Source organism: Paraburkholderia sp. MM5477-R1 (assembly GCF_050436385.1).
In the GTDB taxonomy this organism is placed as follows: Bacteria; Pseudomonadota; Gammaproteobacteria; order Burkholderiales; family Burkholderiaceae; genus Paraburkholderia; species Paraburkholderia tuberum.
On sequence record NZ_JBNDMC010000010.1, the window covers coordinates 805299 to 828747 of the forward strand.

At 60.4% G+C, this 23449-nt stretch carries 20 protein-coding genes and 4 pseudogenes; 19 read left to right on the top strand and 5 right to left on the bottom strand.

Features of this window, described 5'->3' with window-relative positions; translation table 11 throughout:
* Positions 1-145 precede the first annotated feature (145 nt).
* The 9 genes and pseudogenes from OKW35_RS47525 to OKW35_RS47565 all read left to right on the top strand — a co-directional run bounded on the left by OKW35_RS47525 (position 146) and on the right by OKW35_RS47565 (position 10691).
* The gene (locus OKW35_RS47525; RefSeq protein ID WP_429555712.1) at positions 146-466 is read left to right on the top strand and encodes a DUF485 domain-containing protein; all 321 of its coding nucleotides are present in this window, start codon (positions 146-148) and stop codon (positions 464-466) included.
* Positions 466-2151 carry a cation acetate symporter gene (locus OKW35_RS47530; protein WP_429555713.1) on the top strand — a complete coding sequence of 562 codons (1686 nt, stop codon included), beginning with the start codon at positions 466-468 and terminating at the stop codon, positions 2149-2151. The genes OKW35_RS47525 and OKW35_RS47530 overlap by 1 nt, the downstream gene beginning before the upstream one ends.
* 1035 nt (positions 2152-3186) lie before the next feature.
* Positions 3187-4020, top strand: coding sequence for a DUF932 domain-containing protein (locus OKW35_RS47535; protein ID WP_429555714.1), 834 nt, complete (start codon positions 3187-3189; stop codon positions 4018-4020).
* Positions 4021-4154: 134 nt separating this feature from the next.
* Positions 4155-5009: pseudogene (locus OKW35_RS47540) on the top strand (ParB/RepB/Spo0J family partition protein); the annotation flags it as partial.
* Positions 5010-5152: 143 nt separating this feature from the next.
* Positions 5153-5476, top strand: coding sequence for a hypothetical protein (locus OKW35_RS47545; protein WP_429555715.1), 324 nt, complete (start codon positions 5153-5155; stop codon positions 5474-5476).
* The gene (locus OKW35_RS47550) at positions 5457-6650 is read left to right on the top strand and encodes a tyrosine-type recombinase/integrase (RefSeq protein WP_429555716.1); all 1194 of its coding nucleotides are present in this window, start codon (positions 5457-5459) and stop codon (positions 6648-6650) included. The genes OKW35_RS47545 and OKW35_RS47550 overlap by 20 nt, the downstream gene beginning before the upstream one ends.
* Positions 6647-8380, top strand: coding sequence for a hypothetical protein (locus tag OKW35_RS47555; RefSeq protein ID WP_429555717.1), 1734 nt, complete (start codon positions 6647-6649; stop codon positions 8378-8380). Before OKW35_RS47550 ends, OKW35_RS47555 begins: the two co-directional genes overlap by 4 nt.
* Entirely contained in the window at positions 8377-10263 is a 1887-nt protein-coding gene (locus OKW35_RS47560) for a hypothetical protein (protein WP_429555718.1), read from the top strand. Before OKW35_RS47555 ends, OKW35_RS47560 begins: the two co-directional genes overlap by 4 nt.
* A complete protein-coding gene (locus tag OKW35_RS47565; RefSeq protein ID WP_429555895.1) occupies positions 10260-10691 on the top strand; it encodes a hypothetical protein in 432 nt (143 codons plus the stop codon). Before OKW35_RS47560 ends, OKW35_RS47565 begins: the two co-directional genes overlap by 4 nt.
* 101 nt (positions 10692-10792) lie before the next feature.
* Here OKW35_RS47565 and OKW35_RS47570 read toward each other — a convergent pair whose 3' ends face one another.
* A complete protein-coding gene (locus OKW35_RS47570; RefSeq protein WP_429555719.1) occupies positions 10793-11536 on the bottom strand; it encodes a cation diffusion facilitator family transporter in 744 nt (247 codons plus the stop codon).
* A gap of 120 nt (positions 11537-11656) precedes the next feature.
* Between OKW35_RS47570 and OKW35_RS47575 the strand changes: the two are divergent.
* From OKW35_RS47575 to OKW35_RS47595, 5 genes and pseudogenes are all read left to right on the top strand, one after another.
* Positions 11657-11917, top strand: a pseudogene (locus OKW35_RS47575) (transposase); the annotation flags it as partial.
* 232 nt (positions 11918-12149) lie between these two features.
* Positions 12150-13508, top strand: coding sequence for an IS110 family transposase (locus tag OKW35_RS47580; RefSeq protein WP_429552359.1), 1359 nt, complete (start codon positions 12150-12152; stop codon positions 13506-13508).
* Between the two features lie 15 nt (positions 13509-13523).
* Positions 13524-14445: pseudogene (locus tag OKW35_RS47585) on the top strand (IS3 family transposase); the annotation flags it as partial.
* Between the two features lie 108 nt (positions 14446-14553).
* Positions 14554-15807 carry a hypothetical protein gene (locus OKW35_RS47590; protein ID WP_429555720.1) on the top strand — a complete coding sequence of 418 codons (1254 nt, stop codon included), beginning with the start codon at positions 14554-14556 and terminating at the stop codon, positions 15805-15807.
* 85 nt (positions 15808-15892) lie between these two features.
* Entirely contained in the window at positions 15893-16138 is a 246-nt protein-coding gene (locus OKW35_RS47595; protein WP_429555721.1) for a hypothetical protein, read from the top strand.
* Here the strand turns inward: OKW35_RS47595 and OKW35_RS47600 are convergent.
* From OKW35_RS47600 to OKW35_RS47615, 4 genes are all read right to left on the bottom strand, one after another.
* The gene (locus tag OKW35_RS47600; RefSeq protein ID WP_429555722.1) at positions 16039-16812 is read right to left on the bottom strand and encodes a hypothetical protein; all 774 of its coding nucleotides are present in this window, start codon (positions 16810-16812) and stop codon (positions 16039-16041) included. The two genes, OKW35_RS47595 and OKW35_RS47600, sit on opposite strands and share 100 nt — an antisense overlap.
* Complete coding sequence (locus OKW35_RS47605) at positions 16805-17497, bottom strand: protein mobD (RefSeq protein WP_429360828.1); 693 nt, start codon at positions 17495-17497, stop codon at positions 16805-16807. Before OKW35_RS47605 ends, OKW35_RS47600 begins: the two co-directional genes overlap by 8 nt.
* Before the next feature lie 9 nt (positions 17498-17506).
* Positions 17507-17971 carry a hypothetical protein gene (locus tag OKW35_RS47610; protein ID WP_429555723.1) on the bottom strand — a complete coding sequence of 155 codons (465 nt, stop codon included), beginning with the start codon at positions 17969-17971 and terminating at the stop codon, positions 17507-17509.
* Between the two features lie 1064 nt (positions 17972-19035).
* A complete protein-coding gene (locus OKW35_RS47615) occupies positions 19036-19938 on the bottom strand; it encodes a LysR family transcriptional regulator (protein ID WP_429555724.1) in 903 nt (300 codons plus the stop codon).
* Between the two features lie 124 nt (positions 19939-20062).
* Here OKW35_RS47615 and OKW35_RS47620 point away from each other — a divergent pair, with 124 nt between their 5' ends.
* The 5 genes and pseudogenes from OKW35_RS47620 (at position 20063) to OKW35_RS47640 (ending at position 23288) form a co-directional block, all read left to right on the top strand.
* On the top strand, positions 20063-20473 hold the full coding sequence (locus OKW35_RS47620; RefSeq protein WP_429555725.1) for a (R)-mandelonitrile lyase: 411 nt from the start codon (positions 20063-20065) through the stop codon (positions 20471-20473).
* Positions 20474-20556: 83 nt separating this feature from the next.
* Positions 20557-20954: pseudogene (locus tag OKW35_RS47625) on the top strand ((R)-mandelonitrile lyase).
* 72 nt (positions 20955-21026) lie between these two features.
* A complete protein-coding gene (locus tag OKW35_RS47630; RefSeq protein ID WP_429555726.1) occupies positions 21027-21725 on the top strand; it encodes a carboxymuconolactone decarboxylase family protein in 699 nt (232 codons plus the stop codon).
* Between the two features lie 121 nt (positions 21726-21846).
* Positions 21847-22068 carry a tautomerase family protein gene (locus OKW35_RS47635; RefSeq protein ID WP_429555727.1) on the top strand — a complete coding sequence of 74 codons (222 nt, stop codon included), beginning with the start codon at positions 21847-21849 and terminating at the stop codon, positions 22066-22068.
* A 32-nt stretch (positions 22069-22100) separates the two neighbouring features.
* On the top strand, positions 22101-23288 hold the full coding sequence (locus tag OKW35_RS47640; RefSeq protein WP_429555728.1) for an MFS transporter: 1188 nt from the start codon (positions 22101-22103) through the stop codon (positions 23286-23288).
* The last annotated feature ends 161 nt before the right edge of the window (positions 23289-23449 follow it).

The window sequence follows — 23449 nt, forward strand, 5'->3', positions numbered from 1 at the left end:
CGCCGGTCAGACACCGAGCTCATTTAGAACAAGCGCTGCCGAAAGCAGTCCGCAAAGCAGCTCGCAAAGCGGCTGCATCCAGCCGCCGAAGCCCATTCCATTCGTCGTCGAAGACGTCAGCAGATAACAGGCAGGAGACAGACCCATGCAGCAGGCCCACATCGATTCAATCAAGGCGAGCCCCGCGTACCGGCGGCTCATCGCATCACGCCGCCGCTTCAGCTTCACGCTGACGGCATTGATGATCATCACCTACTACGGCTTTATCCTGTTCGTCGCCCTCGCACCGCAAGTGCTCGCCCATCCGTTATATGCGGGAGCCACGACGAGCATCGGCATCGTCGCGGGCGTCGGAATCATCGTGATCGCGCTTGGGATGACCGGGTGGTACGTGCTGCATGCGAACCGCACGCTCGATCCTTCGATGAGCGCGCTTCTCATCAACGCGGGAAAGGAGACTAATTGATGAAATCCGTTCGCCTCCTATCCAGCGCGAGCTTTGCCTCGATGGCCGCGCTTGCTCACGCCTCCTCCGTCGAAGGCCCGGTGCCGGATCATGTCCAACTGAATCCCGTCGCCATCGGCATGTTCCTGCTGTTCGTATTTGTCACGCTCGGCATTACGCGCTGGGCATCGCGCAAGACCCGCACGACAAAGGACTTCTACAGCGCGGGCGGCGGCATCTCAGGCTTTCAGAACGGACTCGCCATCGCCGGGGACTATATGTCCGCCGCCTCGTTCCTGGGCCTCTCCGGCATGGTGTTCATGTTCGGGTTCGATGGCCTGGTCTATTCGATCGGCTTTCTGGTCGGCTGGCCGTTTGTGATGTTCCTGCTCGCCGAACCCTTACGCAATCTCGGCAAGTTTACGTTCGTCGACGTGGTCGCCTACCGTTTCGAGCAGGCGCCGATTCGTCTCCTGACTGCCAGCACGTCGCTTGTCGTCGTGTGCTTCTATCTGGTCGTGCAGATGGTCGGCGCGGGCAAGCTGATCCAGTTGCTGTTCGGATTACAGTATTGGATGGCCGAAGTCATCGTCGGCGCGCTGATGGTGACCTACGTTTTCTTTGGGGGCATGACGGCAACCACCTGGGTGCAGATCATCAAAGCCGTGCTGCTGCTGTGCGGCGCGACGTTCATGGCGGTCACCGCGCTTGCGCAATTTGGCTTCAGTCCCGACGAGATGTTTCGACGCGCCGTCGACGTCCATCCCGGCGCACTCAGCATCATGGGCCCCGGCAAACTGCTGAAGGATCCGCTCAACGCACTCTCGCTTGGCATCGCGCTGATGTTCGGCACCGCAGGGTTCCCCCATATCCTGATGCGATTTTTCACGGTGCCGAGTGCGAAAGAGGCGCGCAAGTCCGTGTTCGTCGCCACCGGGTTTATCGGCTATTTCTATCTGCTGACCTTCGTCATCGGCTTCTCCGCGATCGCGTTGCTCGCCCAGCATCCCGAGTTCTTCGAGACGACTGTCGACGGGCATTTCGATCTCACGCGCGACCTGCTGGGCGGCTCGAACATGGTCGCCGTCAAGCTGGCTCAGGCGGTGGGTGGCAACCTGTTCTACGGCTTCATCGCCGCCGTGACCTTCGCGACGATCCTGGCGGTGGTGGCGGGTCTCACGCTCTCCGGGGCGACCACGGTTTCGCATGATCTTTACGCCTGCTGGCTCGCGCGCGGCAAAGCCAACGAAGCTCACGAGATGCGCATATCCCGCGTCGCGACACTGATCCTGAGCGTCGTCGCGATCGGACTCGGCATTCTCTTTGAGCACGTCAACGTGGCGTTCCTGGTCGGTCTCGTGGCGGCGGTCGCGGCCAGTGCGAATTTTCCAGTGCTGGTTTCGTCGATTTACTGGCGCGGCATGACGACCCGCGGCGCTGTGATGGGTGGCAGTCTCGGGCTTATTTCGGCAGTGCTGCTGACACTGTTTTCCAAATCGGTATGGGTCGACGTGCTACATCAAGCACATGCGCCGGTGTTTCTCGACAACCCCGCGCTGGTTTCAGTGCCGCTCGCGTTCGCGGGTATCTGGGTCTTCTCGATGCTGGATTGCGGCGCCCGCGCGCAGCGAGAGCGTGAAGCGTTCGTGCTGCAGGAGTTTTATGGGCAGACGGGCATCCTGTCGGTGCAGGCAGTCGATCATTAAACACGATTCGCGCGGACAACCACAACGCGTGCTTTCGTGGTTGCACGCGCGAGTCGTGCCGCGCCTTGCATGAATCGAAACGCGATTGATCACCGGTCCGCGGGGATGCGACGGCGGAAGTTGCGAATCCTTCTGCAGCTACGGCACGAGTGGTTGGATCGCAGTTCAGTGATCAGTCATTGCCTCGATCGGGCGCAATGCGGGCCGCGGAGGGTGATAGCTCCGCCACGCATGCGAACAATCCCGTGCGACCGTTCGAGTTGCTCAGCGAAGACCCTGCGCGCCACCAGTGAGCACCGGGAAGGAATGACTGTAGTACATCGGGAAGCAGTCGTTGACGTCCCGTCAATCCGAACGGCTGGTACGGGTCGTGAGTGTGAGTTCGCTGCTGCAGGAACTGCCGCCCGACTGATCGATGGCGACACCGTCGGCAATCCGTCGCACTGCCGACGTAGAACCCCGTCCTCCCCAACGTCGGCATTGGCCGAGAAGCTGTATTCAGCCTCGCGTCGGTGAATGGCCGCTAGTCGTGGTTGAACAGCCGCAGATCCCGCGGCGCCCCTAACGACGGCAGATGGACTGCAGGGATGATTGAAGACAGCGAGCTGTCGCAGTATGAACCGGGCCGCGTGCCTCGTTCAATCCCGTCTCGGTCACCAAGCCGCGGCACAGCCATACCCCACTGTCTATTTCGGTATCACGATCAATCACATCGCCGCGGGTCCTGCGCCAAACCCTGCCCGGTCAACCCGAGGCACGGCATGCACCCGGCTCCCAGCTCCCCGCCCTTGACCCGCGACCGTAGCCGATAGCGGCCACGCATCAAGGGGCGAGGGACCGTGTTGCCCGCACCCCTCCCTCGCCTTTTTCCTTGACGCCTGCCCGCTATCGGCTCCTCGAGTCGCACGGGCGGGAACCAGGGAGCCAGGCGGCAGCAAAGCCAACCCCGAGTTCCACCGGAAAGTGTCCAGCCGCAACGGCAAACCACATTCCATCGCCCGGTTCAGGTCCTCAACCTTGACTGTGGAGACTGCCATGCAACTCGCTTCCTCTTTCCATTACGGCTCCCCGATGCTGCGCGCTGACTCGCCGCTTTCAGACGATCAGATCCGGCGCGTCGCCCCGTCCATCTTCGCTGCTGGCAAGCACGAAAGCCGTTCGGAACGTTATACCTATATTCCGACCATCGACGTCCTGCGCGGTCTTCGGAACGAAGGCTTCCAACCGTTCATGATCTGCCAGACCCGCGTGCGCGATCAGGGCAAGCGCGAATTCACGAAGCACATGCTGCGGCTTCGCCATGCTGATCAGATCACTGGCGAGCAAGCCGATGAGATCGTGCTGCTGAATTCTCATGACGGCACCAGCAGCTACCAGATGCTCGCAGGCACGTTCCGCTTTGTCTGTCAGAACGGCATGGTCGCGGGCGACAACATCGCCGATATTCGCGTACCGCATAAAGGCAACGTCGTACAGAACGTGATTCACGGCGCGTTTGACGTTCTCGACGGCTTCGACGTGATCCGCGAGCAGAAGGAAGGTATGCGAGCCGTCGAACTGAACCTCGACGAACAGCATGCGTTCGCCCGCTCCGCCCTCGCCCTGCGCTACGACCCGACCGACGCCGAGGCAGCCGCCCCGGTCACCGAAAGTCAGCTACTGGTGCCGCGCCGTTTCGAAGATCGCCACGACGATCTCTGGACGGTCTTTAACCGGGTGCAGGAAAACCTCACCAAAGGCGGCCTGCACGGGCGCTCTCGCAGCGGGCGCGCCATGTCCACGCGCCCCATCACCGGCATCGACCAGAACGTGAAGCTCAACCGTGCGCTGTGGATGCTCGCTGACGCCATGCGCCAGATGAAGGAGTAAGCGCCGCAGGGGCGGGAGCGTTTTGCCTCCCTCGCTCCGTCACATTCCATCAGGACTCCTATCCGGGTCACGTCCTGGTGGAATCGGACAGCACCTCACCCGGAACCTTCCTTTTTATTTTTCTGGAGTCAGTCATGCAAGCTCAAGTCGAAACCGTCAAGGCGAACACCGACGAAGCCGTCTCGCCGCTCGAAACCAACTTCGGCGACGAACAGCCGCTCGTCACCGTGCCGTATTCCAGCCTGCGGCCCTCACCGCTCAACGCCCGCACGAAACCGCTGTCGGGGATCCCGGCGCTCGCCGCCAACATCCGGGCGAGGGGCCTGCTGCAAAACCTCGTCGTCCACGAGATGAAGGGATCCCGTGGCAAGCAGCGCCGCGAAGCCGCGCTCGACCTGCTGTTCGAACAGAAGCATATCGTGGCCGACTATCCGGTGCCGGTGCGAATCGTCAGCGAAGGCGAAGCCCTCGCCATTTCGCTGATCGAGAACAGCGAACGCGAAGCACTCGACCCGTTCGACGTGCTGCGCGCATACCGGATGCTGGCCGAGGAAGGGCGTAGCGTCGATTACATCGCGGCGCTTTTCTCCGCCTCGCCGCTCACGGTCAAGCGGCGCATGAAGCTCGCCAACGTATCGCCCAAGCTGCTCGCCAAGCTGCGCGAGGACGCGATCACGCTCGAACAGCTTGCCGCACTCGCCCTCGCAGACGACCACGAAACGCTGGAACACATCTGGTCCGAGGCGAACGAGTGGCAGCGCCAGCCGAACTACCTGCGACAGGCGATCACGCGCGCCGAAATCGATGCGAGCCGCAGCCGCCTCGTCCGATTCGTCGGCCTCGCCGCCTATGAAGCAGCGGGCGGCTACATTCGCCGCGATCTGTTCAGCGACGACGAAAACTCGGGCTACATCGCCGACGCCGAACTGCTGCAGAAGCTCGTCGCGCAGAAGCTCGACGCTGCTGCCGCCGAAGTGCGGGCCGAGGGATGTTAGGTTGCGTTTGAGACTGTCAACATCATTGTCTTTGCTTCGACAGCGTCTAGACTTTGACGGTGCGCGAGTAGCCCTTGCATCTCTGATGCGAGTAGCCCGCGGCGAACTTTCCCAGTTTGTAGGGGCGGATCATCGCCATGCTTCGTTCATTCGATGCGACCTTATTAGCGCAGCTGCGCCAAATCCGGGCTTCGACAGCGCTGGAGATTCTTGCGATGGCGGCGAAGCCCGATCCGTCATACACGCCGCTGAAGAATCCCCAGAGCAGACGGTGGCAGGTACTAACTTCACGCGGTGAGTTCGAGATTTTGACGACGGGCGTGAGATGGTACGACACGCGCGCCGGACTAGGAGGCGGCGGAGCCATTGATTTGGCCATGCATATCCTCGGTCTATCGTTTGTGGACGCGGTTCGTCAGTTACGTCGCGAGGTACCGCTTCATGGTGCAGATCATTCGTAAGGCGACGTTGCCGAACGCAAGTGAGGTTGTTGTCGAACGGTTGCACGAAGCCGCTACGTTGGCACCATCGATTGTTCTGAAGGAGCCGCGCCCGGCAGGCTTTCCGCTACTGTTCACCCGTGAACTGGATCTCATCGAGCCGGCAGTCGCCTTCCTGCATGAACACTTCGTTCAGCGCGCACATACAGCTGATACATTGCGGACCTATGCCGAGATACTCTACGACTGGTTCGAGACACTTGAACAGAATCACATCGCATGGAAAGAGGCATCGCCTTCGGATCTCGTTGCCTATCGCAACCGGATGCTTCTGCAGCCGAGCGGACACACGGGCCGGCCATATCGAATAACGACCGTTAATCATCGAGTCCGTGGAGTCTTGCGTTTCTATCAATGGGCTGTCCGTAAACGGTGGCTTCTCACTTCAGACCTGGCAGGACCATCTGTCGATTACACGACATCGGCATGTGCCCGTTCATCCAGGCGGCGCCCTCAGCCTTCAAGTGCCGACGATATTTTCGTGCTGCGCCAGTTTGAAGCTTTGCCGCGCCCGCTCTCATCTGCGGAGGTACGTGAACTGCTTTCGACATTGTCACCGCCATATGACCTGATGGCGAAGTGGCAGATTTACACCGGCCTTCGCGTAAGCGAATTACTCAGGCTCGAGTTGAACCAGCTTCCGGCAACGGCGGCTCCTGGAGTGTCCCGGCATGTCGTGGATGTCATCCGCAAAGGACGCAAGCTTGGATATGTCATCGTCCCGTCAAGTCTGATTGACGAAACCGCTGGTTATCGCGCGCACCACCGCACCTCCTGGATAAACCGGGCAAAGAGGCTCGGGCGCGCACGTGCCCACAGCGAGTTATTCGTCAATCAGCGTGGAACAGCGGCCTGCAAAAACACCTACCAGAAGATCATTGCGCAAGCTGGCCGGGATTGCGGATTCAAGGCATCAACCCACCAGCTGCGGGCAACGTTTGCGTGCATGCTGCTGGCCCGTCTTGAGCAAATAGCACGTGATGGTGCTGCGATCGATCCATTGCTTGTCGTAAAGGTGCTGATGGGGCACGAGCGAATTTCTACGACAGACCGCTATCTTCGCGCCATCTCGGTCGACGGATGCGAGATCAGCGCCGTACTCGAAACGCTGCTCTGCGAAGAGGGCACGCCTTGAACACCTCGCGTAAATCCATGCCGCGTCCGCTTCCGGAATCAAGCAAAGTCGCTTATCCAGACATTCCGCGCAAGATACGCCATACGGTTATCGATTTCCGCTCGCTTCGCCTGTCCAGTGGCTTACGGGTAGCGCTAGCCGATGCATTCTGGAATCACTACGGCGTACGCGAGGCGGACGGAATCCTGTCGGCCTGGAAGTCCGTTCAAACATTCGGTCGCTTTGTAGACGAATGTGGACTGGCGCTAGCCGTACCCGACATGAACAGCGACTTGCTCGCAAGATACGTCGAATGGCTCAACAAACAATGCAGACTCGACGGCAGACCTCTCAGCCTGCGGAGCAGGGCCCGCCCCTATGTAGTACTTTGCAGGATGCTGCGCTGGTTGATGCGATGCCGTCCTGCACTGCTCTGCAGCATCGAATTTCCACACAACCCGTTCCCATGGAGAGACCGGGGGTGCAGACCGTTTCACAGGATATCGGCACAGCAGTTGCGCGATATTCTGCGGGCATGCGAGGACGAAATCACGCAGTTCCGCGAGGCACGAGTCAACGCTGCCGCACAAGATGCCAGTTGCAATGGCTCACTGGATACACTTGCCGATCTGCTTGCCTACATCAACCAACGTCTGGGCGGCATCATTCCGTCCGACCCTGAGCTCCGGCGCTCTGGACAGTACCGTTTTGTGGCGGCATTGTCGCGGTTCGATGGACGGCACATGGTCGAGCCTCTGCTTTATCCGCGCTACGACTCACTGCTAGCGTATTACATTGCAATGCTGATCCATACGGCTGGCAATCCGGTATCGATTGCAGAACTCGGGTGTGACTGCCTGCACCCCATTCCGTTGCTGGACGGAAGGCAGGCGCTCGTATGGCGCAAGCGACGTACGACTGTAGTTCAACGCAGATCTTTCAGCAAAGACGCTACATTCGAACCGCCGTCGCTCGTGCGCGATATCGTTCAGTGGAGTTCGCCATTGCGGCCTCTCGCACCAGTTGCGTTGCGAAACCGGCTGTTTCTATTCAAAGACAGGGGTGATGGAGCCATGTCTGCGCTTAAGGTCTCGTCAATAAAGCATGTCGTGACGCGCTTTTGTGCCCGGCATGGCCTACCGCGATTCAGCGTCGCAGGAGTTCGTCCCAGCGTCCTCACCGCATTTTACCGTTGCAGCGGCGACATCCAGGCGGTGCGCGTTGTCGCGAACCATGCCCACATTTCCACCACCATCCGATATGTCGAAAGCCCGGACGTTATGGCGATGCACCAGAGAAGGATCGCTGCCCTGCAGCTCGCCTTTCTCGGACATATCGTCAGGTCGGGATCTCCGACCAATGCTGTAGAGACGGGTCGAACCAAGGATAACGAAATGCACTCCGTTCCCTCAGGGGAAACTGTCTCGCTGTTTGGCTTCGGATGCAGGGACCCGTTCGCAGGCGTAGCGCCCGACACGCACCGCGGCGAGCTATGCACCAACTTCATGGGGTGCTTCACCTGCCCTAACGCCATCATATCGCCGGATCCGGTTAGCGTTGCCCGCTTGCTGCAGGCCCGAAATCATCTGCGCGAGGCCGCCGCGACGCTCCATCCCGCGCGCTGGAGCAGCGTCTACGCTCCGCAATTACATGTTCTCGAAGAGGATATCCTCACGCGCTTTGCAGCCCGACAACTGGCAGCTGGCGAACGCTGCCTTGCTCGCTTGCCCCCGTTGCCGGAACTGAGATGAGCTCCGCACGCACCAACCGCAACGCAAGTGAGGCATCGGCGGAAACCCACTCCAGTCGCGGCTGGTTTCTGGATCAAGGATCTAACTGGAACGACACCGTCTGGTGTTTGACGCCGACAAGCACACACGAGGAAAGCAACCCCGTACGCCTTCGCTGGGATTTTCTGCTGGCTAAGAAGCAGCGATTCACCAACCCACGGTACGCCTCGTTGCTGGAGTCTTCCCGACAGTTGATCGCACTCATCCGCACCCGCTCGCTGACCACTGGCTTGCCACAGCGCACGAGTACGGTGGCGGGTTACTTCATGTATCTGCGCACGCTGGTCCGATGGATGGACAAGGAAGGCTTTCGCCGCTTTGCGGACCTGGACGCCACTGCGCTGATGCAGTACCAGCGCAGCCTCACCGCGCGTCTCCGCACGGACAAGCAGGTGATCGCGCCAACCACCGTGCAGAAATATCTGTATCTGCTCGACTACATGTATCGGTTTCGCCATCGCCTCGACGATACATTGCAGGTTGGTCCATTTCCGGGGCAAACCCCAGGCGATGTCGCGAGGGTGCACGAACCTGATCGACGTCGATTGCCATACACGCCGGAGCACGTCGCCATTCCGCTGGTCCAGGGCGCCATAGAATGCCTGAACCATGCTCCGGTAATCCTCTGCGCGCGAGAGATTTATGCGGACTCGGCTGCCGGCTCACAACAGGAGAACCTGCGCCCGGAGGCAGTTTCTGCACGGGCAACGCTCGCCTTGCGCAAATGGCAGACCAGCAGTCCAGTTGAATTGATACCACCCTTGCAATCGACCATTGATCTTGACCTCCGGATCGAGCTGCTGTACGCAGCGTGCTTTGTGGGTATCTCGTATCTGGTAGGTCTGCGCCTGAGCGAAATCCTGCATCTGCAGGCAGGCTGTGTAGAGCATAGGAAGAGCCCGACCATCGGGAGTGAATCAACCGCGGTTATCGTGGGTTCCATATTCAAGCGAGAAGCCCAATACCACGGGCGACGACATGAACGGATCGCGCCACCCGTAGCTGTGCAAGCCGTCGGAATACTGGAGGCGCTGTCGGCTCCGCATCGACAGCGATCAGGACGTGGCGATCTCTGGTTACGCAGGCTGGAGCACGGCATAACGGAGTGGCAACGCGATTATCCGGGTAGGCTTTCCATACCTCGCGGTGATCGCATCTGTCGTCTCCTGATGCGCTTTTCAGACTGGCTTCATTTGCCCGAGCACGACGGCAGACCATGGAGGCTGACGACCCATCAGGGCAGGAAGACTTTTTCTCGCTTCGTGGCGCTCCGGGACCGTTCGGCTCTCTACGCACTCGCCCAGCAGCTCGGGCACAGGGAACGGGCAGTCACCGATACGAGCTATGCGGGAAACGACCACCGGCTCAATGACGAGATTGAATCGGCGGTCCTCGATCAATCAGTCAACGCATGGGAGCACATGCTTTCGTCTCCCACGCTCGGTGGCCTGGCCGGAGCCGAGATTGTCGCCAGACGACCACGGTTCAGGGGCGCAACGCTCAAGCAGGACATCCAGAGCTACGCTCGCATGCTGGTGGATGCAGGACTCGTGCTGGGCGTCTGCGACTGGGGTTTTTGCGTCTATCGGGAAGAGCACAGCGCCTGTCTGGGCAACGCGTCGGGGCCAAACCCGGTCCGCCGCGAACCATCGACCTGCGCGCGCTGCCGCAACTTCTCCGTATCGACGCAACATCGATCGTATTGGGATTCCCAGCTTTCGCGGAACGAGGAACTGCTTAATGAACCAGCGCTACCCGCTCAAACCTTGCGTATCGTGCGCCAACGTATTACCGAAGCTCGCGCGATCATAACGGCGATCGACGCCCAGCAGGAGCATCCGTGAAGGACTTTCCAGCAATTGATTTTGCCGGGCAAACCCCGCACGCAAGACTGCGGTGTGCTTTGCACGAACTCGCGCGGCGCCAGATCGCTGGAGAAAGGCAGGTGCCAACCGTGACCACGCTTTGCGAACTCGCCGGCGTTTCCCGAAACACGTTGTACCGTTATCACCGGGATCTGCTGTACGAGCTCGTAAAATTGCAGCGCCGACAGATATCTTCCCGTCGTAGCGCAAGAAGCAACGATACGACCTCGCTGCGTGAAGAGAACGCCAGGTTGCAAGACCAGATTGCCAAATTGGCTGCATTGGTTGACCACTACTACGCGGCGTGGAAGGAAGCACGGTCGCTTCTCGATCGAAGGGAGCATGAGCTTTCCGAATTGCGCAGAAAAGCGGGCAACAAGATAAGGGTATTTGGATCCAGAGGATGAATCTTGCAATGAATGATGCATGTGAGAGATTCGAGGGGGCCGCCGAACAGAAGACGCATGTCGACCCGAAACAATCAGTTGTACTTGTGGAAACCGGCCGTTCACGACCGCGTTGAATGGCGGCTCAGGCGGGTGAGTAGGCGACTTGGTGTCAGATGCCGTGCGAGCGCTGTCCAGGATCTAGGTCCGACCGGACTCGAAAGTCCCGCCGGCAATGGAGGCAACTTGGCAACCGGCGCCTGCAACACCCGAGCGGACTGCCGCACGACTCCTAGCGCCGAGCTGAGGAAGACTCCCGCGATGATGGTCCCGACAATGATGTCCGGCCAGCGCGAGACAAGTATGTGGCTGCTGCCAGCGGCTAGTAATACTCCGACATTGGCAATGAGGTCATTTCGCGAACACAACCAGGTGGAACTCATGTTGAGGTTATCGCTGCGGTGCCGGTAAAGCAGGTTGAAACAGATGAGGTTGGCGGCCAGCGCCAACCCACCGACAATCGCCATCGCCCCAGCACTTGGCACAACGGGGTGCACCACCTTGTAGATGGCGTCTGCCAGTACTCCAAAGCCGAACAGGAGCATGAAACCGCCTTTCGCCAAAGGAGCGCCTGCCTGCCAGCGCGTTGAACGCGCCAGCACAAAGAGTGTGAAACCGTACACCAAGGCGTCGCCCAGCATGTCCAAGGCATCCGCTAGCAGTGAAGTCGAATGCGCCAGAAGCCCTGCCGTGCCTTCTATGAGAAACATCCCGGCGTTTATGCCAAGCACGAGCCATAGCACACGGCTATGGTTTTCGCGAAGGATATTCACTTCACAACTTTTATCTTCGCAACAATTTGCCATCACGTTTCTCCTGGATGCAGCTTGCCGTAGCCGCCACAGATGTCGGTCTGGTGTGATGGTCTAATTTCCTCGGACAGGTCGATAGGAGGACAATCCTGAATCGACGAGGAAAAACAATAGATGACAAGAAGGCGCCGACAATTTGACGCCAGCTTCAAGCTGGAAGTGGTACGGATGATACGAGACCAGGGTTTATCGGTCGGTGAAGTCAGCCGGTCGATGGACCTTGTTGAGACAGCCGTACGGCGGTGGGTGGCGCAGTACGATGCGGAACGTGCCGGCGGCCCCGGTGAGGGCAAACCGCTGACGGCGGAACAGCAGCGCATCCGGCAACTTGAAGCTGAGAACCGGCAATTGCGAGAGGACAACGCGCTGCTAAAAAACATCCGAAGGGCCATGCCCTCCCCAAGGAGCAGAAACTCCGGGCAAGTCCTACACTGGCCACGCTGAAGGGAGCGGCCGTCCGCTTACTGGTGACTGATCCCGTTAAAAAACATGGTCCAGGGACCGATGCGGACCCGGCATTGGTGACACCGTGAGGTGATCCCGTTCAGGAAAGTGATAGATACCGCAGTCCCGCCCTTTGGCACTTCCATGACCAGGAGGGTCAGACATGGCACAGCCCAAACCGAGGCGAACCGTCGCTCGCCGCACCGATATGTCCGTTGTCAATCCGCACGCCGCAGGCATCGATGTCGGCGCACAGTTTCACGTTGTCGCGGTCGGACCCGAATGCGCCGAGGAACCGGTGCGTTCGTTCCGCAGCTTCACCGCCGATCTTCACGAACTTGCCAGGTGGCTCAGGCAGGTCAAGGTCACGACTGTCGTGATGGAGTCGACCGGGATTTACTGGCTTCCCGTGTTCGAAATCCTCGAGTCTTATGGTTTCGAGGTGTTGCTGGTCAACGCCCGGGAGGCAAAGAGCGTGCCGGGACGCAAGAGCGATGTGAACGATGCCCAGTGGCTGCAGAAGCTGCACCGGTACGGACTGCTGCGCGCCAGCTTCCGCCCCCGACAGGAGGTGGCCACGCTACGATCCTATCTGCGGCAGCGGGAGCGCCTGCTGGAATATGCGGCGTCCCATATCCAGCATATGCAGAAGGCAATGATGCAGATGAATGTACAGTTGCATCACGTCGTTGAGGACATCACAGGCGTCACCGGCATGAAGATCATCCGGGCGATCGTCGCGGGTGAGCGCGATACCGATGTCCTCGCACAGCATCGCGACAGGCGCTGCAAAGCCTCCATCGAGACAATCCGTGAAGCGCTGGGCGGTCATTACCAGCCCGAACACGTGTTCGAGCTCACCCAGGCCGTGGCCCTGTACGACTTCTACCAGACCCAGGTGACGCAATGCGATCAGCGGATCGAAATCGCGCTCAAGCAGTTGCAGGCTGGCATCGAACCCGTCGCCGCGCCACTGCCGGCAGCGCGACATCGAGGCAAGCAGTCAAACGACTTCTCATTCGACGTGCGTGCTGCGCTGTACGGGATGCTCGGTGTCGACCTGACGCAGATTCACGGCCTGGGACCCTACGTGGCGCTCAAGCTCATTGCCGAATGCGGCAACGACATGTCCCGCTGGCCGAGCGTGAAGCACTTCACGTCATGGCTGTGCCTCGCACCTGGCAACAAGATCTCGGGCGGCAAGATCCTGTCTTCGAAAACGCGCCGCTCCTCCAGCAAGGCCGCTGCCGCGTTGCGGCTCGCCGCCGTCACGGTCGGTAGGACCGACACCGCTCTGGGCGGCTTCTACCGACGGCTGTCAGCCCGCATCGGCAAGGCGAAGGCCGTCACTGCCACCGCACGCAAGATCGCGGCGCTCTTCTACAACACACTGCGCTACGGCATGGAATATGTCGATCCAGGCGCAGCCTATTATGAGGAACGTTATCGGCAGCGGGTCCTGAACAACCTGACGCGCCGGGCCGAGTCCCTGGGCTATGTCCTTCGGGCCAAAGCGACCTGACTCAGGGGAGTTTCTCAGGAAAGCGTCGGCCTCCTTTGCCCGGGAACTGAAGTGACTTACCGCGTGGTAAGTCACTTGCAACAGGAGGCCGTATCGGTCAGTCACGCCTGCCGGGTTTTGCAGGTGAGCCGCTCTGGCTACTATGCACACCGGCGCGCAAAGCCGAGTGCAAAGAGTCAGCAGGAGCGGACCCCACGTCAAGGCAGCATTCGCCGCCAGCGGCGCGAGCTATGGCAGCCGGCGTGTGATGCATGCGCTGCGGCAGCAAGGGCTGCATATTGGTCGCTATCGGGTGCGTGCATTGACGCGCGAAGCGGGCCTGCGCACGAGCTGGAAGCGCAAGTTCGTCTCGACGACCGACAGCAGGCATACGCTACCTGTTGCGGAGAACGTGCTCGACCGGCAGTTTGACGTGGCCGAGCCGAATCGAGCGTGGGTTTCAGACATCACGTATATCCGCACGGCGCAGGGCTGGCTCTATCTGGCGGTCGTGCTCGACCTGTACTCACGCAAGGTCGTCGGCTGGGCCATGTCGCCCACCATGCCGGCCGGACTGGTCATGTCGGCACTGACAATGGCGTTGCAGCAACGCCGGCCAGCGCCGGGCCTGGTCCTGCATTCGGACAGGGGCAGTCAATATGCGAGTGACCAGTACCAAGCCTTGCTGAAGCAGCATCACGTCGTTTGTAGCATGAGCCGAAAGGGAAATTGTTGGGACAACTCGGTGATGGAACGGTTCTTCCTGAACCTGAAGATGGAGCGCGTTTGGCAGCGTCTTTACGCCAACCACGACGAGGCACGGCGAGACATCAGTCAGTACATCGTCGGTTTCTACAATACCGTACGCCTGCATTCGACTTTGGGCTATCTGTCGCCCGCTGCCTACGAGGCGAAACCGACAGTGAAAGAACCTATCGGCCTGTCCGAAATAACTTGACCACTACACTGGACGGAAACGCGCATCGAACGCGATTTTGTCGAACTGAACCGCCACGGCAGGTTGCGCCCGGTGCAGCGCCCATACACCGAGGACGAGCAGCGCGAAATGGACGCCCTCACCGCGCAGCAGGATGAACTCGCCGAAAAAATCGAAGCACTGGCGGAGGACGACAAAAGCGCCTATGAGGAAGCCGACCGGCTCAACGACGAAATTGAGCGGGTCAATGCGATGCTCATCGCACTCGAAAACCGAGCGCTCGCATGGGACACGCACCAGATGGCCGAGACGGGCGCATTCGTGATTGTCGGGCCGCAGGGTGAGTTCGTCATCGAGCGCGGCCTCGTGCGGCGCGAGAACAGCGCGGCACTGGACGCGGCAGGGGCAACCGTCACCGGCATCGCCGCAGCCGAAGGCCCGGACGCGCCGTCCACCAAGGCTCCGAAGATCAAACCCGTCCACAGCGCGAAGCTTTGCCAGCGGCTCACGGCGCACCGTACCGCTGCCGTCCACGCGGAACTGGTCGCCCGGCCCGCCATGGCGCTCGTCGCCCTGCTGCACTACCTGACCCCGAAGGCACTGCCCGAGCACTTCGGGCACACGTCTGCGCGCAGCTATCTCACACTGTCCGGCGAGAACAACCACGACAGTCTGCTGCGCGCGGCCGACGACCTGCCCGCCAGCCCCGCGTGGAACGCCATCGAGGCGCAGCGGACGCGCTGGATCGATGAACTGCCTCCCAGACGAGCGGACCTGCTGTCGTGGCTGATCGAACAGGACCCCGTCACGACGCTGCTCGACCTGCTTGCATTCTGCACCGGCACCCTGCTCAACGGCATCGCGGGCGAGGAAAAACCGCATGCGATCAACACGCTTGCGGGTGCGCTGAACCTCGACATGACCCGGTACTGGACGCCGACGCGTGCGACGTATTTCGATCACGTCAGCAAGGCACGCATCTCGGACGTTGTCTCCGCTGCCGTGTCACCGAAAGCCGCCACCGACCTCAACAAGATGAAGAAGACCGACGCGGCCGCCGCCGCCGAGCTTCGGCTCGCAAAGGTGGCATGGCTCCCGGAAATACTCACCGATCGCGAAGCCCCGGCCACGCCGTCACGGGAAAACCGTGACGACGAGGATGAAGACGGCGCCGATGCGGGCGATACCGGCAACGGCGCGGACGACACACCGGAAGACGAAGACGTCGATGCTGAGCCGGATGCCGGTAACGGCACGGAACACGTCAACGATACGCCCGCCGACGCAGAAGCCGCCCCTGTCGCCAGTAGCCCGCTGACGTCGTGGCCGTACCCGACTTCGGACAGCATGGACAGCGCGCAATCCGGCCCCCTCGTAGCGTGATCCCACCTTTCGCCCCGGCAACGGGACGAGGCAGGCGGCAAGCCCGAATGCGCCGCCTGCCAGACTTGAACCGGTGGAACACATCATGACCAACCGCATCCGCATGGCCGTGCTCACCATCAATGCCGAAGGCTCGCCCGACCTCTCCCTGACTTTCGTTGAAGCCACCGATCTGCAATACAACGAAGGCAAGCACTACGACATGGCCCTTGCCCGCGCCGAAGATGAAGGCTACCGGGCACCGATGATCGCCTTCGACCAAAACGACGCGGCTGCAGACGTGCTCCGCCACGCCGCTGAATTCATGGAGGGTGACACCGACGGGGTATAACCCGTGCGGGCAGACGGCGAGCCGTCTGCCCGCACCCAATGGACGCCAGCCCACCATCCGGCCAGCCCGCCTGCGCCCGCGGCCAGCAGCATCACAATCAGTCCGCCGACGACCAGCCCATAGCACGCCCGCACGAGCCGCCGCAGGGCGACGCACTCGAATGACGTGAGCGTCGTATCGATCCGTTTCTGTTGGTCACGTACGGCGACAGCCGTCGCCCCCACGAGCCGGTTACCGGCAACGCGGGCAATGTGATTCGCCGCCCGCTGCGTGAGTGTAGCCAGCGCCTCATCGTTCAGCGCCGCAAGCGCGGCCCGGTAGCGCGCCTCATGTTCATCGATCATCTGCCCGGCCAGTTCAATCGTGGCCTTGCAGCGCGCGAGCGCGTCACGATGCTGCGTCATCAACGCATCCGTCGCTGCCCGCGCCTCCGTCCGCACGACATCCAGACTGCCCGCGCCTGCCTGCCGGATGCGCTCCGGCATGGTCTCGTAGAGTCGCCCGTAGTGCTCGAGCATGACCAGCACAGACCACAGCGCATCGTTGTCGCGGAGGTTGAGCGCACTCGATACCCGACGCATTCGCAGCACACTGGCATCGTCGGGCAATTCGCCCGTGACGTCGAGAAACAGACAGGCGAGCTCGTCCACCGGCCTGCCCTGCCTGCTATCCATCGACCGTTACCTTGGCGAACATGGCATCGCACAACGAACGCCAACGCAATAGCTCGACCCGTTCACCGATATGCATCGTCTCCGCTGCCTTGCGAATCGACATGCGCTGACTGCGAAGCTCGTCCGCGACCCGATCCGCAAGATCAGGAAAATCCAGTGAGTGACCGCGCGATTCGATGGAACGGCGAAGCTGCGACCCCTGATACAGCGTGAACTTGTCCGCCGGACCGAAGTAGCCATTGCGTACGACGTTCATCACCGCGTCCGGGAACGTCTCGTTGAAAGCGCTCAGCAATTCAAGGCTGTCGCGTTGCCGGTTGATCACCCACAGGACAACAAGCCGGCGCCGAAGCTCGCCAAGCGCGCCGGCCAGTGTCGCCCCGAACTGCTCAACACCCGTCTGGCTCCGCGCCGCCGTGTTGACAACGATCGCTGCGTCTCGTTGCTCGTCGCAGAAATTGACAAGGCCGATCCAGCCGTCTGCATCGTCCAGGTTATAGGCAATGCAGCGCATATCATCCTGGACTGCTTTCATCACGTCTGGGTTGGAGGTATCCGTTTCCACAAGCGCCGCATGAATATCCCGCCGTAGCAGATAATCGGCCAGCGCGAGCGCAACAAAACTCTTGCCTACGCCGCCCTTGCTGCCACCAACGAGATAGATGGGGTAAGTCGTCATGTCCATTTGAATCCTCTAAAGGTTCTCGGTGTCAGGCCTGATCTCGAATGAGAACGCATCACGCATCACCATGCTTCCCGCCCTACTGACAATCTCTCCCGCATCCTGCTTTTGATTTTCTCTGACAGCCTCCGCGCGCGGTACATCGTCCTTGCTTACCTTCTTCGTACGAGGCGATGGCGCGGCATTGTCTCGTGCCGATTCCTTTGCAGACTGTCGAGCTGGTTTGTCTTTCTTCGATGGGTATAACGCGTACTTGACAGAGCCAACGCTAAAATCAACGCCCTTCTTCCGTGCATGTTCAACGATTTCTTCCAGCGTATATCCCTTCTTCCTCACCGCACCGATTACCAGACGCATCTCTTTCATCGCATCGGTAATAGAGACGCGCTGCTCGGCCTCTGGCTTGACCGGCAGTGATTCCAGAGTGCGGACAAGCTCATCCCATTGCGCCCGGGTATAGCTTTTCGCAACTGGCATGGCTCGCTCCGTCGTGCTCTCTTTATCCCATCTTGTTCACTCGGGAAGACCTCGTCAACACCTGTTTTTGGCCGGATTTTCGCTATCGGAACGTCATGGAATCAGACGGATCGCGTTGGAATAAAAGAAAGATTTTGGACACGTCTGGCACGAGCAACGGACCGGGCCGATGTCCGGAAAGACGTAGCGAAGGGATTCCGGGCAAACTCCACGACGGCGCAGGCGCAGAACGATCACAGGCAACGGGCTGAATCGTGCTGGCCATCAGGATTCACACAATGGAACTGCGAGCCGATAGAGACACGATAGTCTCGCAGACTATATCCCTTACTCTACGAACTCCCGATAGCCCTGCCTGCATATCTTTGGGAAAGACCGGCGAGATTTTAGGAGATCAACAGCCGCCCGAAGCTGAATCGACGTTGCCGATTCAGCGCGTGCGATTACCGACTCCAGCCGCGGCCCTCGCAGACATCTGACATTCAGGTATCGGCAGTGGACCGGATCACTACGCAGAAATCCGCCTGCCCAGTATGCAGACTCGTTCAATCGACATCCCGCACCATGAGATACGGTGTGCGGTCGAGCAAAGGAAGAACAGCGGATTCATGGGTGCATCCCGCGGACGCATCTGGCCACCTTACGGAAATTCCCGGCCAACCTCGCTGAAAGCGCTTAGCCGGGAGATAAAAACGGACATTGAAACGAGGTATGGCAGGATAGGCTTGCGCCGGTTTTGGGCGTCCAGGGGGCAACGCTTGAATTCCAAGGGTCGTCCGCGCTGCCTCCGCATCGTCATCGTGGTCGTACGCGTCGTATTCGTCGCCGACGCACTGAACTGGATGCCCAACACTGAGCCTACGCAGAGCACGACAATAGGATATGGAATGAAGCTCTGACATCAATCACGTCAATGTCAAAATTTTGCTCATTCCTTTTATGTCAAATTTTATGGCGGCTGAGTAGCTCTTGTAGCCCGATCGCTCGCTTGCCCAAGGAGCTATGGAACAGAGCGGCAGTTGCGGACCCACTCTTCGATTGCATGAAAACGAGATCTGTGTCTGTCACGGTGCTCGCCTTCGGTAACCAGACTTCAATGCGTCCACGACGAGTTCCACCGCCCTCGATGATTTGCGGCGGCTCGGATAATAGACATGGTGCCCGACGAAAGTGGGAAACCACTCTTCCAAAACCCAGACAAGACGTCCCGCTTCAACATGCGGCTCTACAAGATCTCTCGGAACGTATGCGAGCCCGAAGCCGGCGAGCGCTGCCTCGACCATCTGATAAACGTTATTGAATGTGAGCTGTCCCTCAACGCGAACCTGTAACTCACGCCGACCTTTGCTTAGCTCCCACGCCAGGAGGGAGTCTCTTGTCGGCAGTCGCAGATTGATGCAGTTGTGCCGCGTCAAATCCTGCGGCGTCCTGGCTCGTGTTGCGGTCTGCAGATAGGCGGGAGATCCCACGATCGCCATCGTCATATCCGGTGCAATACGCACTGCGATCATGTCTTTGGCTACTTGATCGCCGAGACGCACGCCGATGTCACAGCGATTTGCGACCAGATCTGAAAGCCCATAGTCGTTCACGAGTTCGATCTTGATCTCTGGATATTGACGGAGCAGCGTCTGCACCCGCGGCCACACGTAGGCGTTCGCCGCGTAATCCGTGGCGGTGATCCGGACGGTTCCTGCCGGCCGGTCTGTCATCGCGCGCAAAGATTCGAGTTCCGCCTGGATTTCCTCGAACCGTGGGCCGATCGACGAAAGCAATCGCTCCCCTGTCTCCGTCGGCGACACGCTGCGGGTCGTGCGCGTAAGCAGCGGCATGCCCATGCGCTCCTCCAGAGCCCGCACCGTGCGGCTCAACGCGGACTGCGAGACGCCCAACTGGGCGGCCGCCCGAGTGAAATTGCGCTCACGCGCAACTGCCATGAACGCCATGAGATCGTTGAAGTCTTCCATCGATTAATGCACCAAAGCATAGGCCCATGCCAATTTTGCCATCTAGTCGCATGAATGGCCAGGCGTTAGATTATGGTCAGGCAGCACGACGCATCCGTCGCCAATTTTGTGAGAAAGAAACGTTATGGAACTCAAGCGCGCGGGCTCGCAGCCCTCAATGAAAGGCCCCGAAGAATGGTTCACGGGCACAGTGCGGATCGATCCACTGAACGCTCCGCCGCCGCCCGCGCGGGTTTCATGCGCAAGCGTCACCTTCGAGCCCGGCGCGCGTACCGCATGGCACACGCACCCGCTCGGGCAGACGCTGCTCGTCACGACGGGTTGCGGCTGGACGCAATGCGAAGGCGAGGCGCGTGTCGAGATTCGTGCGGGCGACGTCATCTGGTGTCCGCCTGGTCACAAGCACTGGCACGGCGCGACATCGACGACCGCGATGACGCATATCGCCATTCAGGAAGCGCTCGACGGCAAGAACGTCAATTGGCTGGAGAAAGTGACGGACGAGCAATACCTCGGTAGCGGCGATCAGAAATGAGGAAGCTCGCGGCAGCCTTGGTCTTTTCAGCGCTGATATGGGCTCCGCTAGCGGCGTATGCCGCCGTTGCCGAGCCGGCGGGCATAACGGTCGCGCACAGCGGGTCGCAACCGTCCGCCCAGGGTGGCACGCCGCGCTTTGCTGGTCAGGTGCGCATCGATCCGCTCTTTCAACCGCAGTCGCCTTCGCGCCTGTCCGGCGGCATGGTCACGTTCGAACCGGGCGCCCGCACTGCCTGGCACACGCACCCGCTCGGGCAAACGTTGATCGTCACGTCCGGTCGGGGCTGATCCAGCAATCGGGCCGCGAGCGGCAGCAGATCGTAGCCGGCGACATCGTGTCGATCCCCGCTGGAGTCAAACACTGGCACGGTGCGACCGCCACCACGGGCATGACGCATATCGCGCTTCAGGAGTCGCTCGATGGCAAAAACGTCGACTGGCTCGAACAAGTCACGGATCAGCAATACACCGGGCCGTAACAGGCAAATGCGCCAGTTGTCCCGACATATTGCAGCGGCGGGGCCTGTGCCCATACGCAAAGGACTGAATCCATGCAAGCCCCCTCCCTCGCCGACCTCAAGTCGGTTTCTCCCGCTTTCGAGCGCTACACGACGCAGACTGTGTTCGACGGTCTGTGGAAGCGGCCGCAACTCTCGCCGCGCGACCGGAGCATCGTGACTCTCTCGGTGCTGATCGCTCGCGGTCAGACCGTCGAAATGCCGCTTCATTTCAGGCTCGCGCTCGACAACGGCGTGAAGCCCGCCGAGATTTCGGAAATGATTGCACACCTGGCTTTTTACTCGGGGTGGGCCAACGCAACGGCCGCTTCGGGCGTCGCCAGGCACATCTTCGATGAACGCAGCATCGGCCCCGATCAGCTTGCGCCTGCCGACGTGACGCTGCTGCCGTTGGACGAAGCGGCTGAGAAGCAACGCGCACAGATGGTCGGCGAGAACTTCGGAGCAGTCGCGCCTGGCGTGGTCGAGTACACGACGGATTCGCTGTTCCGCGACCTGTGGCTTCGTCCGGGGCTTGCGCCGCGCGACCGTAGTTTGGTGACGGTGAGTGCGCTCGTCGCGAATGGTCAGGTCACACAGATTCCCTATCACCTGAACCGCGCGATGGACAACGGGCTGAGCAAAGACGAAGCGTCCGAAGTGCTGACGCACCTGGCGTTCTACGCCGGATGGCCGAACGTTTTTTCGGCGATGCCGGCGTTCAAGGATGTGTTTTCAAAACGCCCGGCGTGAGCCATACAATCGAGCTCGTGAGCGGCGTTCGCCTGCTTCCTGCAGTACCGGCGTATAGGCCTGGCTGCGCGATGTGTGGTTTCGCACGGTCCTTCGTTTCCAATTTCTGGAGGAAGATGTAATGCCGCATGTCATCGTTAAGGCCTGGCCCGGAAAGACAGAGGAACAGAAGCAACGCCTGGCCGAAGCAATCACCCGTGATGTGATGGACATCCTCGGCTACGGGCAAGAGTCTGTCTCAGTCGGATTTGAGGAAGTCCCACCGGACCGATGGAAGGACGAAGTCTATCGCCCGGACATCGAGGCACGTGCTCAGACGCTTTACAAGAAACCCGGATACTGAATGTAGAGGCGCATCGTATGGCTGAGTCACCCATGGCGGAAGCCGACGGGCAGTCCGTCGCTGCAACGCTGATGCCGGTAATGACCGCGGTGCTCGCCGGTTTTATCATCATCGGCGTAGCGCTTCCAGTACTGCCCTTACACGTGAACAACGATCTGAGCTTCGGTCCATTCGTTGTCGGCCTCGTGGCTGGAGCACAATTTGCCGCGTCGCTCTTCTCGCGAGTCTGGGCGGGATCTTATTCTGACAGACGCGGTGCAAAGCGCGGGGTGCTCGTCGGTCTCATTGCCGCGGCCGCTGCAGGGCTACTGTACTTGCTCTCTCTCGCCTTCGTGAAGGTGCCGGAGCTCTCCGTCGCAATCCTCCTTATCGGTCGTGCGGTTCTGGGCGGTGCGGAAAGTTTCATCATTACTGGGGGCGTCGCTTGGGGGCTGGGGCTCGTCCCCAGGCAACACGCCGGGAAAGTGATCGCCTGGGTGGGAACAGCCATGTTCGCAGCCATGGCGCTGGGCGGGCCCATTGGGACCATCCTTTACACCTCGTTCGGATTTTTAGCGATCGCGCTTGTCACAGCGCTACTGCCGTTGATCGTTCTTGCCTATCTCGTCCGGATGCCCGCAGTCGCGCCGCAAGCACACGGCGAGCATGCGTCCTTCAATACGATCATGAAAGCCGTGTGGCTGCCCGGCCTCGGCGCGGCGCTCGCCAGTATCGGCTACTGCGCAATCCTCGCGTTCAGTTCGCTGTTCTTCACCGACATGCACTGGCAGCCTGTGTGGATGGCCTTTAGCGCATTTGGCGTCGCACTGATCGCGTCGCGCGCGATGGGGGGCCATCTTCCCGACCGGTTCGGAGGGGCGAAAGTCGCAACTGTGTTCGTCATCGTCGAGGCGATAGGTCTGCTGCTCATGTGGCTGGCTACAACGGCTTTGGTCGCGTCTGCAGGAGCGGCCGTTGCCGGTTTCGGTTATTCACTCGTTTATCCGGGACTCGGCGTCGAGGCAGTCAGCGGCATAACGCCGAATAATCGCGGAATGGCGATGGGCCTCTACACCGCCTTCCTGGATGTGGCGATGGCAGTAGGAAGCGCGGCCCTCGGATGGGTCGGCGGGCACGCCGGGCTGCGTGCGATCTTCATGGTCAGCGCGGTGATCGCTGCCTGCACCGCTGGTGTGGCCATCCATATGCTTCGCAAACCAAATCATCCCATAGCCGCGTAACTGCATAATCGGCCGGTTAGTGCTCCGCCGGCGCTTGAAGCGTGCTCTTCCTCTCGCCGCGAGTTGGCGTGTGGACGTTGCCAGCACGTTGCGTAGCGCCAGCCGGAGCAGCTTCGCCTGCGGCGGCATTACAATTGAAACCCACAAACGGAAGTGTCGCC

Excerpts from the sequence above, each read along its gene's own strand:
- OKW35_RS47525 (WP_429555712.1), top strand. The coding sequence starts at position 146 with ATGCAGCAGGCCCACATCGATTCAATCAAGGCGAGCCCCGCGTACCGG.
- OKW35_RS47530 (WP_429555713.1), top strand. The coding sequence starts at position 466 with ATGAAATCCGTTCGCCTCCTATCCAGCGCGAGCTTTGCCTCGATGGCC.
- OKW35_RS47535 (WP_429555714.1), top strand. The coding sequence starts at position 3,187 with ATGCAACTCGCTTCCTCTTTCCATTACGGCTCCCCGATGCTGCGCGCT.
- OKW35_RS47545 (WP_429555715.1), top strand. The coding sequence starts at position 5,153 with ATGCTTCGTTCATTCGATGCGACCTTATTAGCGCAGCTGCGCCAAATC.
- OKW35_RS47550 (WP_429555716.1), top strand. The coding sequence starts at position 5,457 with ATGGTGCAGATCATTCGTAAGGCGACGTTGCCGAACGCAAGTGAGGTT.
- OKW35_RS47560 (WP_429555718.1), top strand. The coding sequence starts at position 8,377 with ATGAGCTCCGCACGCACCAACCGCAACGCAAGTGAGGCATCGGCGGAA.
- OKW35_RS47570 (WP_429555719.1), bottom strand. The coding sequence starts at position 11,536 with ATGGCAAATTGTTGCGAAGATAAAAGTTGTGAAGTGAATATCCTTCGC.
- OKW35_RS47580 (WP_429552359.1), top strand. The coding sequence starts at position 12,150 with ATGGCACAGCCCAAACCGAGGCGAACCGTCGCTCGCCGCACCGATATG.
- OKW35_RS47590 (WP_429555720.1), top strand. The coding sequence starts at position 14,554 with ATGGACGCCCTCACCGCGCAGCAGGATGAACTCGCCGAAAAAATCGAA.
- OKW35_RS47595 (WP_429555721.1), top strand. The coding sequence starts at position 15,893 with ATGACCAACCGCATCCGCATGGCCGTGCTCACCATCAATGCCGAAGGC.
- OKW35_RS47600 (WP_429555722.1), bottom strand. The coding sequence starts at position 16,812 with ATGGATAGCAGGCAGGGCAGGCCGGTGGACGAGCTCGCCTGTCTGTTT.
- OKW35_RS47605 (WP_429360828.1), bottom strand. The coding sequence starts at position 17,497 with ATGGACATGACGACTTACCCCATCTATCTCGTTGGTGGCAGCAAGGGC.
- OKW35_RS47610 (WP_429555723.1), bottom strand. The coding sequence starts at position 17,971 with ATGCCAGTTGCGAAAAGCTATACCCGGGCGCAATGGGATGAGCTTGTC.
- OKW35_RS47615 (WP_429555724.1), bottom strand. The coding sequence starts at position 19,938 with ATGGAAGACTTCAACGATCTCATGGCGTTCATGGCAGTTGCGCGTGAG.
- OKW35_RS47620 (WP_429555725.1), top strand. The coding sequence starts at position 20,063 with ATGGAACTCAAGCGCGCGGGCTCGCAGCCCTCAATGAAAGGCCCCGAA.
- OKW35_RS47630 (WP_429555726.1), top strand. The coding sequence starts at position 21,027 with ATGCAAGCCCCCTCCCTCGCCGACCTCAAGTCGGTTTCTCCCGCTTTC.
- OKW35_RS47635 (WP_429555727.1), top strand. The coding sequence starts at position 21,847 with ATGCCGCATGTCATCGTTAAGGCCTGGCCCGGAAAGACAGAGGAACAG.
- OKW35_RS47640 (WP_429555728.1), top strand. The coding sequence starts at position 22,101 with ATGGCGGAAGCCGACGGGCAGTCCGTCGCTGCAACGCTGATGCCGGTA.